The following is a 13,985-nucleotide window of genomic DNA, read 5'->3' on the forward strand; positions in this document are numbered from 1 at the left end:
GCCTTCCGTGTTGTGTGGTGCGTGTTCCGTGTTCCGTCTCGCGTGTTCGGTGGTCCGCTCAGGTCTCCGCCGGCGCGCTGCCGCGTGAGGTGTAGAAGGCGATGGTCAAGTCCCGTACCAGCGCCCGGCGTTCGTAATCGTCCAGCTCGACCAGGCCGCGCGAGGTCAGCCGGTGGATGGTCTCGTCCACGGCGTCGATGACCGAGGTCAGTACGGTGTCGCGGTGCTTGGCGTCGAGGGCGGCGAGCTGGCTGCGCCGCATCGCGGCCGCCACCTCCGGCGCGTACTCGATCCGGGTGGGCTGGGCGGAGAAGACCTCGATGCCCACCGGCCGGCAGTCGGCGGACAGGGTCTTCGTCAGCGCGTCGCCGACCGCCTCCGCGTCCCGCAGGGTCGGGGTGTCCTCGTGGAAGGCGTCGGCGGGCAGCTGGGAGAGCACCCGGGCCATCGCCGCCTCGACCTGTTCGCGCAGATACGCCTCGTGGTCGTTGACGGCGAGCAGCGCCCGCGCGGTGTCCTTGACGCGCCACACCACCAGGACGACGACCCGGAGTTGGACACCGGCCGCGTCCACGGCGGGCATCGGTTCGCTGCGCCAGTGCCGCAGCCGGACGTCCACCCTGCGGCGCAGCACCATCGGGTTGATCCATACGAGCCCGGTGCGCCGCACACTGCCCCGGTACCGTCCGAACAGGCTGAGCACCCACGCACTGCCGGCCCGCCCCCGGGTGATCCCGCCGAGGGCGAGCAGCGCCACGACCCCGCCGCACGCGACGAGCGCCCACTCCCACAGCCGCATGGGGCCGTGGTCCGGGGCGAGCGGCAGGCCCGCGGCGCGTACCGCCCGCTCCGGGATGAGGGCGTGCCACCAGAGCAGTGCCGCGCAGCCGGCGAGGGCGAGGACGGCGAGGAGTGCGGCCGCCCAGCCGGAGAACGAGCGGCCGCGCCGTTCCACCAGGTCGGGGTCGGCGGAGGGGATGCGGCGGCTGGGGACGCGCCCCTCGGCGCGGTGGGGTTGGGGGTGGGGCTCGGGCCGGGGCTCGGTGGGCGGCGGGGCGGTCCTGGCCGGGGCCGGGACCGGTGGCGGGGCCGGGACCGGAGCCGGCGGCGGGGCGATCGGCCCCGGAGCACCCCTGGCGGCGGTGCGCTCGGCGGTGTCCAGCAGGTCGTTGACGAGGGCGATACCGGCCACGGCCACGTCCTGGGGGCGCGCCGGGCCCTCGGTCGGGACGGGGGCGGGCGCCGGACCGCCGGTCTCCGGGCGGGGCGGTGACACGACCACGGACGGCAGTTCCTCGGTGTCGTCCTCCGCTCCGCACGCCTCGTCGGGGCGCCGCGCCCCGTCTTCTCCCCTGGTCCCGGCTGCCATCGTGCTTCGCTCCGTCTCCGTCTCCGGCACCGCTGTCCGCGCGGTGCCGGCTCGTCCGCGCGCGCACCGCGAAACCGTGATCCACAGGACCCGGCGCACGTCGATGGGGCGGTGCGCCGAGGTGGCGAGGTGGCGATGCCCACGGCCGATGATCTTGCGCCCTGGACAAGATCCTCCCCGATCGCCGCGCGCGCCGGTCCCGCCGAAGGTCAGCACCTCCCAGGACTTCCGCCCTCTCCCGTACGCGCGAGAGTGGGGAAGGTTCAGTTGTCGGAGTGGGCCAGCCACAGGTCCGGGCCGAAGACCTCGTAGCGGATGCGGCGGGCGGGGACGCCGGCCCGGAGCAGGCCGGTGCGGACGGCGCGCATGAAGGGCAGCGAGCCGCACAGGTACACATCGGTGTCGGCGGACAGGTTGAGGTCCAGGCCCAGGTCCGGGCCGTCGAGGGCCATCCGGCCCGGGCGGGCGCCGGCCTCCTCGTCCGCGCCCTGTTCGTACCAGAAGTGCGCCTGGGCGTCGGGGAGTCGGTACACCAGGCGCTTGGTGTCGGCGCGCAGGGCGTGGTCGGCCGGGCTGAGGTCGGCGTGCAGCACCCGCACCGGGCGGGACGAGCCGGTGGCGGCGAGGTGTTCGAGCATGCCGACCATCGGGGTGCAGCCGATACCGGCCGAGACCAGCAGCAGCGGGGTGTCGGCGCCGTCGAGGACCACATCGCCGAACGGTGCCGACAGCGTGAGCTCGTCACCGGCCCGTACGGTGCGGTGCAGCTGGTTGGAGACCTCGCCCTCGGGGGCGTCGGCCACGCTCGCCACCCGCTTGACGGTGATCCGGCGCAGCCGGTCGCCGGGCGCGTTGGACAGGCTGTACTGGCGGGTCTGGTGGATACCGTCGGGCATCAGCACCTTGACGCTGACGTACTGGCCGGCGCGCGCCCGGGGCAGCGGGCCGCCATCGGCCGGGCGCAGCAGGAAGGAGACCGCGTCCGGGGTCTCCTCGCGCCGCTCCACCACCGTCCACTGGCGCCACGGCCGGCGCGGATCGATCTGCGCCTCGTGGTAGAGGCGGGCTTCCCGCGCGATCAGCGCGCCCGCCATCAGCCAGTACACCTCGTCCCAGCCGGCGGCCACCTCCGGGGTGATCGCCTCGCCCAGGACCTCGGCGATGGCACCGAAGAGGTACTTGTGAACGATCGTGTACTGGTCCTCGGTGACGCCGAGCGCGGCGTGCTTGTGGGCGATCCGCGACAGCAGGGCGTCCGGGTGGGCGCCGGGGTCGGCCAGCAGCGCCTTGGCGAACGCGGCGATGGATCCGGCCAGTGCCTGGCGCTGCTCGCCGCTGGCCTGGTTGCCGCGGTTGAACAGCCCGTCCAGCAGCTCGGGCCGCGCGCCGAACATGGCGGCGTAGAAGCGGGCCGTGATCTCGTTCAGGGCCGCGTCGACGGCGGGCAGGGTGGCGCGGACAACGGCGGCCGAATCGGACGACAGCATGGGACTCCCCGGGGTGGTGGGAACGTGGGTGAGCGTCAACGCGAGCGTTTTGTGCTGCTCGTCGCAGTGATCGCTCTGTTGATCGTTCTGCCGGGAAGGGCGGCTCGGTAGGGGCGAACTTCCCTTCTGACCAGGTCTTTCGGGCCAGGCACGGGGTGGGCATCGGCGTCCGGCATGCTGGTGGTGGGCCGCACGGAAACGAACGGAGCTGCGGTGGAAGAACGAACACAGGGGCCCGGGGCCCACACACTGCTGGACGCCGTGCTGGCCATCGGCTCCGACCTCGACCTGGAAGTCGTCCTGCGGCGGATCGCCCAGTCCGCGGTCGCCCTGGTCGACGCGGAGTACGGGGCGCTGGGCGTGCTGGGCGAGGACGGCACCATCACGCAGTTCCTCACGGTCGGCCTGGACGAGGCGACCGCGGCCCGGATCGGCCACTATCCGCGCGGCGAGGGCATCCTGGGCCTGCTGGTCCGCGAACCGCGGCCGCTGCGCCTGGCGGACCTGACCCGCCATCCGTCGTCCGCGGGCTTCCCGCCCGGCCACCCGCCGATGACCAGCTTCCTGGGCGCCCCGGTCCGGGTGCGCGACCGGGTGTTCGGCAATCTGTATCTGACCAACAAGAAGGGCGGCGCGCAGTTCGACGCCGATGACGAGGCGGTGCTGCGGACACTGGCCGCGGCGGCCGGTGTGGCGATCGACAACGCCCGCCTGTACGAGGACGCGCGGCGCCGGCAGCGGTGGCTGGCGGCCGGCAACGAACTGACCCGCAGCCTGCTCTCCGGCGAGGAGCCCGCGGCGGTCCTGGAGCGCTTCACCGGCACCGTCCGGGAGATGTCCGGCGCCGATCTGGTCACGCTCGCGGTGCCGGTCGGTGACGGCGGCGATCTGGTGGTGGAGGCCGCCGCCGGGGACCGCGCGGACGAGGTGCGGGGGCTGGCCCTGCCCGCCTCCGCGCTGGCCGCGCGGGTCTTCGCGTCCGGCGAGACGGTCATCAGCGAGGCGGTCAGCAGGGATCCGCGCGCCGAGGGCGGCAGCGCGTCGCGGGTGGAGCTGGGGCCGGCGTTCCTCGTCCCGCTCGGCACCCGCGAGCACGTCCGCGGGGTCCTCCAGGTGGCGAACGCGCCGGGCGGCCCGGCCTTCTCCGACGCCGTCGTGGACATGGTGATCGGGTACGGGAACCAGGCGGCCCTGGCGCTGGAGGTCGCCGAACGCCGCCGCGACAGCGAGCAGATGCTCGTACTGACCGACCGCGACCGGATCGCCCGCGATCTGCACGATCTGGTGATCCAGCGGCTGTTCGCGGGGGCCCTGACGCTCCAGTCGACGCTGGGCCGGGTCGCCGACCGGCCGCAGGTCGGCGAGCGCGTCCAGCGGGTGGTGGACGATCTGGACGACACCATCAAGATCATCCGCTCCACGATCTACGGACTGCGCGAACACGACCGGGACCGCCTCGGCGCCGGGCTGCGCTCCCGCCTGGTGGCCGCCACCGACCGGGCCGGCCAGGCGCTCGGCTTCGCCCCGGCGCTGCGGATGACCGGGCTGCTGGACACCACCGTCCCCGCCGGGCACGCCGACCATCTGCTGGCCGTGGTCGGCGAGGCGCTGTCCAACGCGGCCCGGCACGCCGGGGCGACGGCGGTGGACGTCAGCGTCGCGGTCACCGCGGCCGAGCTGCGGGCGCGGGTGGCCGACAACGGCCGGGGCATCGAACCCGGGTCCGGCCGCCGCAGCGGACTGGCCAACTTGCGCTGCCGGGCGGAAGAGTTGGGCGGACGGTTCCGGGTGGCCGCGAACGAGCCGCGCGGCACCGTTGTCGAGTGGGTGGTGCCGCTGCCCTGAGCGCACCGCCGCCCCGGCCGGGCCCGTACCCGCGGGACCGGCCGGGCGGCGGTCCCGTCAGGCGGCGGGCCGGACCAGCGGGCTGCCCGCCCTGGCGCGGGTGGCCTCGACCGCCTCCCACTCCTCGGTGCCGAGGTGGGCCAGCGCGGCGGGGAACACGCCGTCCTGCTCCTTGAGGATGTGATCGCGCAGGACGGCCATGGCCGCCAGCAGCCGGTCCGGCCAGGCGGGGTCGGTCGGCGTCCCCTCGGCGGCCTCGGCCAGCACCGCCTCGATCCGGCGGTGCTCGTCCGCCAGCGCGGCGATCTGCTCGGGGAAGTCCCCGGCCAGCGCGGGGAACAGGCCCTGCTCCTCGACCTCGGTGTGCGGGCCGAGGACCCGCGCGATCTCCCGGGCCACCTCCGCCATCCGGGGCGTCACCCCCTCCTGGCGGGCCGAGCGGAGGTGGCCGATGAGGCGGACCACCTCGTCGTGCTCCCGGGTCAGCTCATCGATGGCCGTCAGCGACTGGCAGCCGCAGTATTCGCACACCGGCGGTCTCCTTTTTCCTTGCGCGCGGGGCTTGTTGGTGAGGGGCGGGGCAGGTGGCTACGCCGTGGTGTCCGCGGTGCGGGGGCCGCCCCGGCGGTCGGCGCCGCGGCCGGGTTCGCCGCCCTCGGCGGCGGTGCGCACCCCGGTGACGGTGTACGCCAGCGCCGCCGCGGCCACCACCGCGAGCAGGGCGAGCCCGGCCGCGTAGGTGCCGTACGCGTCGTACAGCGAGCCCATCACCAGCGGCGGGACGAAACCGCCGAGGCCGCCCGCGGCACCGACCACCCCGGTGACCGAACCGACCTGGTCGGCCGGGGACACCAGGGCCACCAGCGCGAAGGTCGCCCCGCTGCCGGCGCCGAGCGCGGCGGCCATGGCGAGGAAGGCGAGGGTGCCGAGCGGGGCCAGGGCCGGCGTGAACGCCTGCACCACCGCCCCGGCCGCGACCACGGCCAGGGAGCCGGCCAGCACCCGCCGGGGGCCCAGCCGGTCGGAGAGCCAGCCGCCGACCGGGCGCATCACCACGGCCAGCAGGACGAACCCCGCCATGCGGTTCGCGGCGTCGGCCTGGGCCAGTCCGTAGCCGGCCTTGAGGTAGGTGGGCAGGTAGACCGAGAACGCGACATAGCCGCCGAACGTGACGGCGTACAGCGCGGACGCCTGCCAGGTGATGCCCAGCCGGGCGGTGGCGGCCAGCCGGCGGCCCAGGGGCGCGGTCGGCACGGTGCGGCCGGGCGCGTCCCGCAGCAGCAGCGCGGCCACCACGGCGTACACCGCGAGCACCGCGGCGGTGATCAGGAACGGGGTGGGCACACCGTGCGCGCCGACCAGTTTCACCGTGGTCAGGGCGCTGATGGCGGTGCCTCCCATCCCGACGCCGAAGACGCCGACCGCCAGTCCGCGCCGGGCCGGCGGGAACCACGCGTTGACGAGCGGGACGCCGACGGCGAAGGCGGTGCCGCCGATGCCGAGGAAGAAGCCGCCCACCAGCAGGGCGGTGAGGGAGGAGTGGCCGGCCAGTCCGACGTAGAGCACCGGCACGATGGTGGCCGCCGAGACCAGGGAGAACAGCAGGCGCCCGCCGAACCGGTCGGTCAGCGCGCCCACCGGCACCCGCCCCAGCGAGCCCACCACGACCGGCACCGCCACCAGCAGCGACTGCTCGAACGAGGTCAGCCGCAGGCCGTCCTGGAACGCCGGGCCGAGCGGGCTGAGCAGCGCCCACGCCCAGAAATTGACGGCGAAGCCCACCGTGGCCAGCGCCAGCATCAGCCAGGCCCGGCCGGGCACCGCCTGCCGCTCCGGCTCGTGCGCCTGCGCCTGCCGTGTCGCGTCGCTCCCGTACTGCTGGAGCACCATCATCTTCCTCCTGTTCACGGTGGCCGGACCGCTTCGCGCGACGGTCGGCGATGCGGTGGCCTCGTCCAGGATTCGTGCGGCGGGGCGCCGGCGGAGGGGGCCGTAAGTGCCTCGTTCCGCTCCGACCGGTCCTGCCGCGCAGGCCCTTCGGTCCACGGGCCGGACGCCGCTCGGCGCGGGGGATGCGTCCGGCCGCCCGGCGATCAGGGCAGACGGGCGGGGCGGCCGGACGGTGGCCGGCCAGGGCCGTGCGCGGGGTCCGCGATGCGGGACGGCGGTGGACGCCGCCGCACGGGTGCCGGTCACCGTGGTTCACGGGCCGTCTCCTGGCCGGTCGCTGCTCAGCATGCGGCAGCGGCGGCGCCCGGCGGGGCGGCCGATCAGCCCTTTCCCCCGGGCCGTCCGGCCCTCATCGGCGGTATACGGACCGGTCCCCGGCGATGACCGGCGGGATTGGGGACGAAGGGACGGGCCACCAGGGCCGTTGGACCCCCCGTTCCGGCAATGGCCAAAACCTAACGTTGGCCACCATGGAGAATGACCAGACAGCACCACCGGAGCGGCCGCGCGCCGAACGGAATTGGCCACTGGCCGCCCGCAGGCTGCTGACCCGCGGCGAGGTCTCGGCCGACGGGCGCGCCGCGTTCGGGACCGGCGACCCGGAGTGGGAGGGCTTCTACCGGGACCGCTGGGCGCACGACAAGGTGGTGCGCTCCACCCACGGCGTCAACTGCACCGGTTCCTGCTCGTGGATGGTGTACGTCAAGGACGGCATCATCACCTGGGAGCACCAGGCCACCGACTACCCCTCGGTCGGCGCCGACCACCCCGAGTACGAGCCGCGCGGCTGCCCGCGCGGGGCGTCGTTCTCCTGGTACACCTACTCCCCCAGCCGCGTCCGCTACCCCTATGTGCGGGGCGCGCTGCTGTCGCTGTGGCGCGAGGCGCGGCAGCGGCTCGGCGACCCGGTGGCGGCCTGGGCGGAGATCACCGGCGACCCGGAGAAGGCCCGCGCCTACAAGCGGGCCCGCGGCAAGGGCGGTCTGGTCCGCGCGGACTGGGACGAGGTGACCGAGCTGATCGCCGCCGCCCACGTCCACACGGTCAAGGCGTACGGCCCCGACCGGGTGGCGGGCTTCTCGCCGATCCCGGCGATGTCCATGGCGTCCTACGCGGCCGGCGCGCGGTTCCTATCGCTGATCGGCGGCACCCTGCTGTCGTTCTACGACTGGTACGCCGATCTGCCCGTCGCCTCGCCGCAGGTGTTCGGCGACCAGACCGACGTCCCGGAGGCGGCGGACTGGTGGAACGCCGGCTACCTGGTCATGTGGGGTTCCAACATCCCCGTCACCCGCACCCCGGACGCCCACTTCCTGACCGAGACCCGCTACAACGGCACCAAGGTCGTCGCGGTCAGCCCCGACTACGCCGACAACGTGAAGTTCGCGGACGAGTGGCTGGCGCCGCACCCCGGGACGGACGGGGCGCTGGCGATGGCGATGGGGCATGTGATCCTGCGCGAGTTCCTGGTGGACCGCACGGTGCCGTACTTCGAGGACTACCTGCGGAAGTACACCGACGCGCCGTTCCTGGTGACGCTGCGCGCGCACGAGCGCGGTCTGGTCCCGGACGGCTTCCTGACCGCCGCCGACCTCGGGCACCGCACCGAGCACGCCGAGTCCAAGACCGTGCTCGTGGACTCCGCCACCGGTGACTGCGTGGTGCCGAACGGCTCCCTCGGCTTCCGCTGGGGGCAGGCCGGCCAGGGCCGCTGGAACCTCGATCTGGGCGGCACCGTCCCGGAGTTGAGCCTGCTCGACAGCGCGGAGGAGACGGTGGCCGTGGCGCTGCCGCGCTTCGACGAGGGCGGCACCGAGGGCGGTGCGGTGATGGTGCGCGGGGTGCCCGTGCGGCGCGTCGGGGGCCGCCTGGTCACCACGGTCTTCGATCTGCTGCTGGCGCAGTACGGGGTGCGGCGGCCCGGTCTGCCGGGTGACTGGCCGGCCTCGTACGAGGACGCCAGTCAGCCGTACACGCCCGCCTGGCAGGAGACCGTCACGTCCGTGCCGGCCGAGCAGGCGGCGCGGATCGCGCGGGAGTTCGCCCGCAACGCCGAGCGCACCCGCGGCCGTTCGATGATCGCGATGGGCGCGGGCACCAACCACTGGTTCCACTCCGACACCATCTACCGGGCGTTCCTGGCGCTGACCACGATGACCGGCTGCCAGGGCGTCAACGGCGGCGGCTGGGCGCACTACGTGGGCCAGGAGAAGGTCCGCCCGCTGACCGGCTTCCAGCACCTGGCGTTCGCGTTCGACTGGCAGCGGCCGACCCGGCACATGGCGGGCACCTCGTACTGGTACCTGCACACCGACCAGTGGCGCTACGAGGCGTTCGGGCCCGACGAGCTGGCCTCGCCGCTGGGCGCGGGCCGCTTCCGGGGCAAGGCGTTCGCGGACTGCCTGGCGCAGGCCGTCCGCCTGGGCTGGACCCCGGGCCACCCCGGCTTCAACCGCAACCCGCTGGACCTGGCCGACGAGGCCGCGGCCCAGGGGCGCGAGGTCGCCGAGCACATCGTGGACGAACTGACGGCCGGGCGGCTGCGGTTCGCCGCCGAGGACCCGGACGATCCGGCCAACTTCCCGCGCGTGCTGACCGTCTGGCGCGCCAACCTGCTGGGCTCGTCCGGCAAGGGCAACGAATACTTCCTGCGCCATCTGCTGGGCACCGACGCGGCCGTCCGCTCGGCGGAGACCCCGGAGGGCGAGCGGCCCGAGGAGGTGGTGTGGCGTGCGGAGGCCCCCGAGGGCAAGCTCGATCTGCTGGTGTCGATGGACTTCCGGATGACCTCCACCGGCCTGCTGTCCGACGTGGTGCTGCCGGCCGCGACCTGGTACGAGAAGGACGACCTGTCCAGTACGGACATGCACCCCTTCGTGCACGCCTTCACCCCGGCCATCGCCCCGCCCTGGCAGGCCCGCACCGACTACGACACCTTCCTGGCCCTGGCCGACCGCTTCAGCGAGCTGGCCGCCACGCACCTGGGCACCCGCACCGACGTCCTGCCGGTGCCGCTCGCCCACGACACCCCGGACGAACTCGCCCAGCCGGGCGGGGTGGTGCGGGACTGGCGGAAGGGCGAGTGCGAGCCGGTGCCTGGCCGCACCATGCCGAAGCTGGTCGTGGTGGAGCGGGACTACCCGGCCGTGGCGGACAAGCTGCGGGCCGTGGGCCCGCTGCTGGAGACGCTGGGCACCACCACCAAGGGCGTCACCGTCCGCCCGGACCGGGAGATCGAGGAGCTGCGGCACCGCTGCGGCACGGTCCGCGACGGCGCCGGCGCGGGCCGCCCGTCGCTGGCCACCGCGAGCGATATGTGCGAGGCGATCCTCGCGCTGTCCGGCACCTCCAACGGCCGCCTGGCGACGGAGGGTTTCCGGGAGCTGGAGCGGCAGACCGGCAGCACCGGCCTGGTGGCGCTGGCCGCCGAACGCGAGGCCGAGCGGATCACCTTCGCCGACACCCGCACCCAGCCACGCGCGGTGATGACCTCCTACGAGTGGTCCGGCTCGGAGTCCGGCGGCCGCCGCTACTCCCCGTTCGTCATCAACGTCGAGCACGACAAGCCGTGGCACACCCTCACCGGCCGCCAGCACTTCTTCGCCGCCCACGACTGGATCAGCGAGCTGGGCGAGCAACTGCCCGTCTACCGGCCGCCGTTGAACGCGCTGCGCCACTACGGCGACGAGCATCTGCACGAGCCCGGACGGGCCGAGGTGACCGTGCGCTATCTGACCCCGCACTCCAAGTGGTCCATCCACTCCGAGTACCAGGACAACGCCTACATGCTGGCGCTGTCCCGGGGCGGCCCGGTCATCTGGATGTCCACCGCGGACGCCGGGAGGATCGGCATACGGGACAACGAGTGGATCGAGGCGTACAACCGCAACGGCGTGGTGGCGGCCCGCGCCGTGGTCAGCCACCGCATGCCCGAGGGCACGGTGTACATGTACCACGCCAAGGACCGCACGGTGAACGTGCCGACGACCGAGGTCAGCGGCCGGCGCGGCGGCAGCCACAACGCGCTGACCCGCCTGCTGGTCAAGCCCACCCATCTCGCGGGCGGCTACGCCCAGTTCACCTACGCCTTCAACTACTACGGCCCGACCGGCAACCAGCGTGACGAGGTCACCGTCATCCGCCGGCGCGACCAGCGAGTGGAGTACTGACATGCCCCGCGGCACCGCCCCCATCGGACGCGTCATGGCCCAGGTGGCGATGGTGATGAACCTCGACAAGTGCATCGGCTGCCACACCTGCTCGGTCACCTGCAAGCAGACCTGGACCAACCGCACCGGCGTCGAGTACGCCTGGTTCAACAACGTCGAGACCAAGCCCGGCGTCGGCTACCCGCGCCGCTACGAGGACCAGGAGCAGTGGAAGGGCGGCTGGATGCTCGACCGGCGCGGCCGCCTGGTGCTGCGCTCCGGCGGCCGGATCAGACGCCTGCTGTCCCTGTTCTCCAACCCCGACCTGCCCGCCATCGAGGACTACTACGAGCCGGTCACCTACGACTACGACACCCTCGTCAGCGCCCCCGCCGGCCCGGACCTGCCGGTCGCCCGCCCCCGCTCCCTCCTCACCGGCCGGCCCACCGCCGTCACCTGGGGCGCCAACTGGGAGGACGGCCTCGGCGGCGCGCCGGAGCACGCCGGCGGCGACCCCAACCTGTCCGGGGAGTGGGCGGAGCGGGTGAAGTTCGCGTTCGAGCAGACCTTCCTGTTCCACCTGCCCCGCCTGTGCGAGCACTGCCTGAACCCGGCCTGTGTGTCGGCCTGCCCGTCCGGCGCGATGTTCAAGCGGGTCGAGGACGGCATCGTCCTGGTCGACCAGCACCGCTGCCGGGGCTGGCGGATGTGCGTGACCGCGTGCCCGTACAAGAAGGTGTACGTCAACCACGCCACCGGCAAGGCCGAGAAGTGCACGTTCTGCTTCCCGCGCATCGAGGCCGGGCAGCCCACCGTGTGCTCCGAGACCTGCGTCGGCCGGCTGCGCTACCTCGGACTGCTGCTCTACGACGCCGACCGGGTCGGTGAGGCCGCCGCCACCCCGGACGAGCGGGACCTCCTCGACGCCCAGCGCGACGTCTTCCTCGACCCGCACGACCCCCACGTCATCGCCGCCGCCCGGGAGTCCGGAATCCCCGAGGACTGGCTGGCCGCGGCCCGCCGCTCCCCCGTGTACGCGCTGATCTCCACGTACCGGGTCGCGCTGCCGCTGCACCCGGAGTACCGCACCCTGCCGATGGTCTGGTACGTGCCGCCGCTCTCGCCCGTCCTGGACGCGGTGACGTCGGCGGGCGGCGACCAGGACGATCCCGACCATGTGTTCGCGGCCGTCACCCGGCTGCGGATCCCGCTGGAGTACCTGGCCGAACTGTTCACCGCCGGGGACACCGACGTGGTCGGCGGGGTGCTGATGAAGCTGACCGCGCTGCGCTCGTACATGCGGGCCCGCACCCTCGGCGAGGACGGGGACGAGGCCGCGCTCCGGGCCGTGGGGCTGACCGCCCGGGAGGCGGAGGACCTGCACCGGCTGCTGGCGGTGGCCAAGTACGCGGACCGGTACGTCGTCCCGGCCGCCCACAAGGAGGACGCCGCCGCGCTCACCGCCCTGGAGAACCGCTGCCCGGTGGAGACGGCCGGGCCGCCGGCGGAGGGCGGGGTCATGCTCGGGGAGCGCGGGGTGATGCTCGGCATGCCCACCGTGCGCCGGCGCGGCACCCCGGACGCGGCCGCGGGAGGCCGCCGGTGAGCGCGCGGACCGTCCTCGTACGCGGCCGGCGCCGCCGTGCGACCCGCCTGACGCCCCGGGAGGCCAGGGAGCGCTCGTTGCTGCTGCGCCTGCTCTCCCTGCTCCTCCAGTACCCGGACGACGAACTGGCCTCCGCTCGGGGGGAGTTGGCGGACCGGGTGGACTCCCTGCCCCCCTCCCCCGCCGCCAGGCACCTGACCGCCTTCACCGGCTGGTTCGCCGGCCAGTCCGCGGACGCGCTCCGGGCCCACTACGTCGAAATCTTCGACCTGCGCCGCAAGAGCAGCCTCTACCTCACCTACTACCTGCACGGCGACACCCGCCGCCGCGGGATGGCCCTGCTCACCCTCAACCGGCGCTATCGCGCGGCCGGTTGGCGGGCGGACGGCGGGGAACTGCCCGACCACCTCCCCCTCGTCCTGGAGTTCGCGGCGCTCGCCGGACCGGGCGCGGGCGAGGCGCCGCTGCGGCAGCACCGGCGCGGCCTGGCGCTGATCCACCGGGCGCTGGCCGACGCCGACTCCCCGTACCGGCACGTCCTGGCCGCGCTGCTGGCCCTGCTGCCGCCGGCCACCGCCGCCGATCTGCGCGCCGTGGCCGAGCTGGCCGCCCAGGGGCCGCCGCGGGAGGACACCGGCCTGGAGCCCTACGGGGCGTACGGCAGCGGCGAGTTCGCGCCACCGGGCACCTTCGCGCCGCCCGAGCAGGCCCCGCCCACCCTCATGCCGACCCCGGCCCCGGCCCCGCACTCGTGTCCGTCCTCCCCTTCGTCCACTCCGGAAGGCCCTCGATGACCACCGCCTCCGCCTCCGCCTCCGTTGGCGGGACCGACCTGCTGCTGTGGGTGGCGTTCCCCTACGCCTGCCTGGCGGTCTTCGTCGCCGGGCATGTCTGGCGCTACCGCCATGATCAGTTCGGCTGGACCTCCCACACCAGTCAGCTGCTGGAGCACCGCTGGCTGCGCTGGGGCAGCCCGCTGTTCCACCTCGGCGCCTTCATGGTGATCGCCGGGCACGTCATCGGCCTGGCCGTACCCGCCTCGTGGACTGCCGCGGCCGGCCTCGGCGAGCACGGCTACCACCTCGTGGCGGTCTGGGGCGGCTCGATCGCGGGCGCCGCCATGGTCGCCGGACTCGGTCTGCTGTGCGCCCGGCGGCTGCTGTCCCGCCGCGTCCGCCTGCGCAGCCTCCGCAGCGACAAGGTGCTCTTCCCGCTGCTGGCCGCCACCGTGCTGCTCGGCATCACGGCGACCCTGGCCCACAACACCTTCGGCCCCGGCTACGACTACCGCGCGACGGTCTCCGTCTGGTTCCGCGGCCTCTTCACCCTCCGGCCCGTCCCGGGGGCGATCAGCGGCGCACCGCTGCTGTTCCGGCTGCACGCGCTGAGCGCCTGCCTGCTCTTCGCCGCCTGGCCGTTCACCCGGCTCGTCCACGTCTGGAGCGCGCCGATCGGCTACCTGGCCCGCCCGTACCTGGTCTACCGCCACCGGGCCGCGGCGCCCGCCGCCGGACGGGGCAGGTAGCGGCGGCGGACGCCGACCGGCCCGTCCGGAAACCGCGAACGCGCCCCCTGGCCGC

Annotated in this window: 9 protein-coding genes; 5 read left to right on the forward strand and 4 right to left on the reverse strand. The window is 74.2% G+C overall.

From position 1 onward, the window contains the following. Positions 1-58: 58 nt before the first annotated feature. Both ADL22_RS30560 and ADL22_RS30565 read right to left on the reverse strand, forming a co-directional pair. Positions 59-1,369, reverse strand: a complete 1,311-nt coding sequence (locus tag ADL22_RS30560; RefSeq protein ID WP_066987202.1) for an SPFH domain-containing protein — start codon at positions 1,367-1,369, stop codon at positions 59-61. 263 nt (positions 1,370-1,632) lie between these two features. Beyond that, positions 1,633-2,856 (reverse strand): globin domain-containing protein, encoded by a 1,224-nt coding sequence (locus ADL22_RS30565; RefSeq protein WP_066987205.1) that lies wholly within the window; start codon positions 2,854-2,856, stop codon positions 1,633-1,635. Between the two features lie 213 nt (positions 2,857-3,069). Here ADL22_RS30565 and ADL22_RS30570 point away from each other — a divergent pair, with 213 nt between their 5' ends. Then, entirely contained in the window at positions 3,070-4,701 is a 1,632-nt protein-coding gene (locus tag ADL22_RS30570; protein ID WP_234430916.1) for a GAF domain-containing sensor histidine kinase, read from the forward strand. Between the two features lie 57 nt (positions 4,702-4,758). On the opposite strand, the gene ADL22_RS30575 is transcribed toward ADL22_RS30570, so the two are convergent. Further along, on the reverse strand, positions 4,759-5,232 hold the full coding sequence (locus tag ADL22_RS30575) for a hemerythrin domain-containing protein (protein WP_066987211.1): 474 nt from the start codon (positions 5,230-5,232) through the stop codon (positions 4,759-4,761). Between the two features lie 57 nt (positions 5,233-5,289). Next, positions 5,290-6,501 (reverse strand): MFS transporter, encoded by a 1,212-nt coding sequence (locus ADL22_RS30580; RefSeq protein ID WP_066987310.1) that lies wholly within the window; start codon positions 6,499-6,501, stop codon positions 5,290-5,292. A gap of 620 nt (positions 6,502-7,121) precedes the next feature. On the opposite strand from ADL22_RS30580, the gene ADL22_RS30585 reads away from it, so the two are divergent. Genes ADL22_RS30585 through narI form a run of 4 tightly spaced genes read left to right on the forward strand, consistent with a single transcriptional unit; the run spans position 7,122 to position 13,930 of the window. Next, positions 7,122-10,820, forward strand: coding sequence for a nitrate reductase subunit alpha (locus ADL22_RS30585; protein ID WP_066987216.1), 3,699 nt, complete (start codon positions 7,122-7,124; stop codon positions 10,818-10,820). 1 nt (position 10,821) lies between these two features. Further along, positions 10,822-12,405, forward strand: a complete 1,584-nt coding sequence (gene narH / locus ADL22_RS30590; protein ID WP_066987220.1) for a nitrate reductase subunit beta — start codon at positions 10,822-10,824, stop codon at positions 12,403-12,405. Continuing rightward, positions 12,402-13,199: a nitrate reductase molybdenum cofactor assembly chaperone gene (gene narJ, locus ADL22_RS30595; RefSeq protein ID WP_066987223.1), complete on the forward strand. Its 798-nt coding sequence runs from the start codon at positions 12,402-12,404 to the stop codon at positions 13,197-13,199. The genes narH and narJ overlap by 4 nt, the downstream gene beginning before the upstream one ends. Next, positions 13,196-13,930, forward strand: a complete 735-nt coding sequence (gene narI, locus ADL22_RS30600) for a respiratory nitrate reductase subunit gamma (protein ID WP_066987226.1) — start codon at positions 13,196-13,198, stop codon at positions 13,928-13,930. The genes narJ and narI overlap by 4 nt, the downstream gene beginning before the upstream one ends. The last annotated feature ends 55 nt before the right edge of the window (positions 13,931-13,985 follow it).

Origin of the sequence: Streptomyces sp. NRRL F-4489, from assembly GCF_001509485.1 — a bacterium.
Classification (GTDB): domain Bacteria; phylum Actinomycetota; class Actinomycetes; order Streptomycetales; family Streptomycetaceae; genus Streptomyces.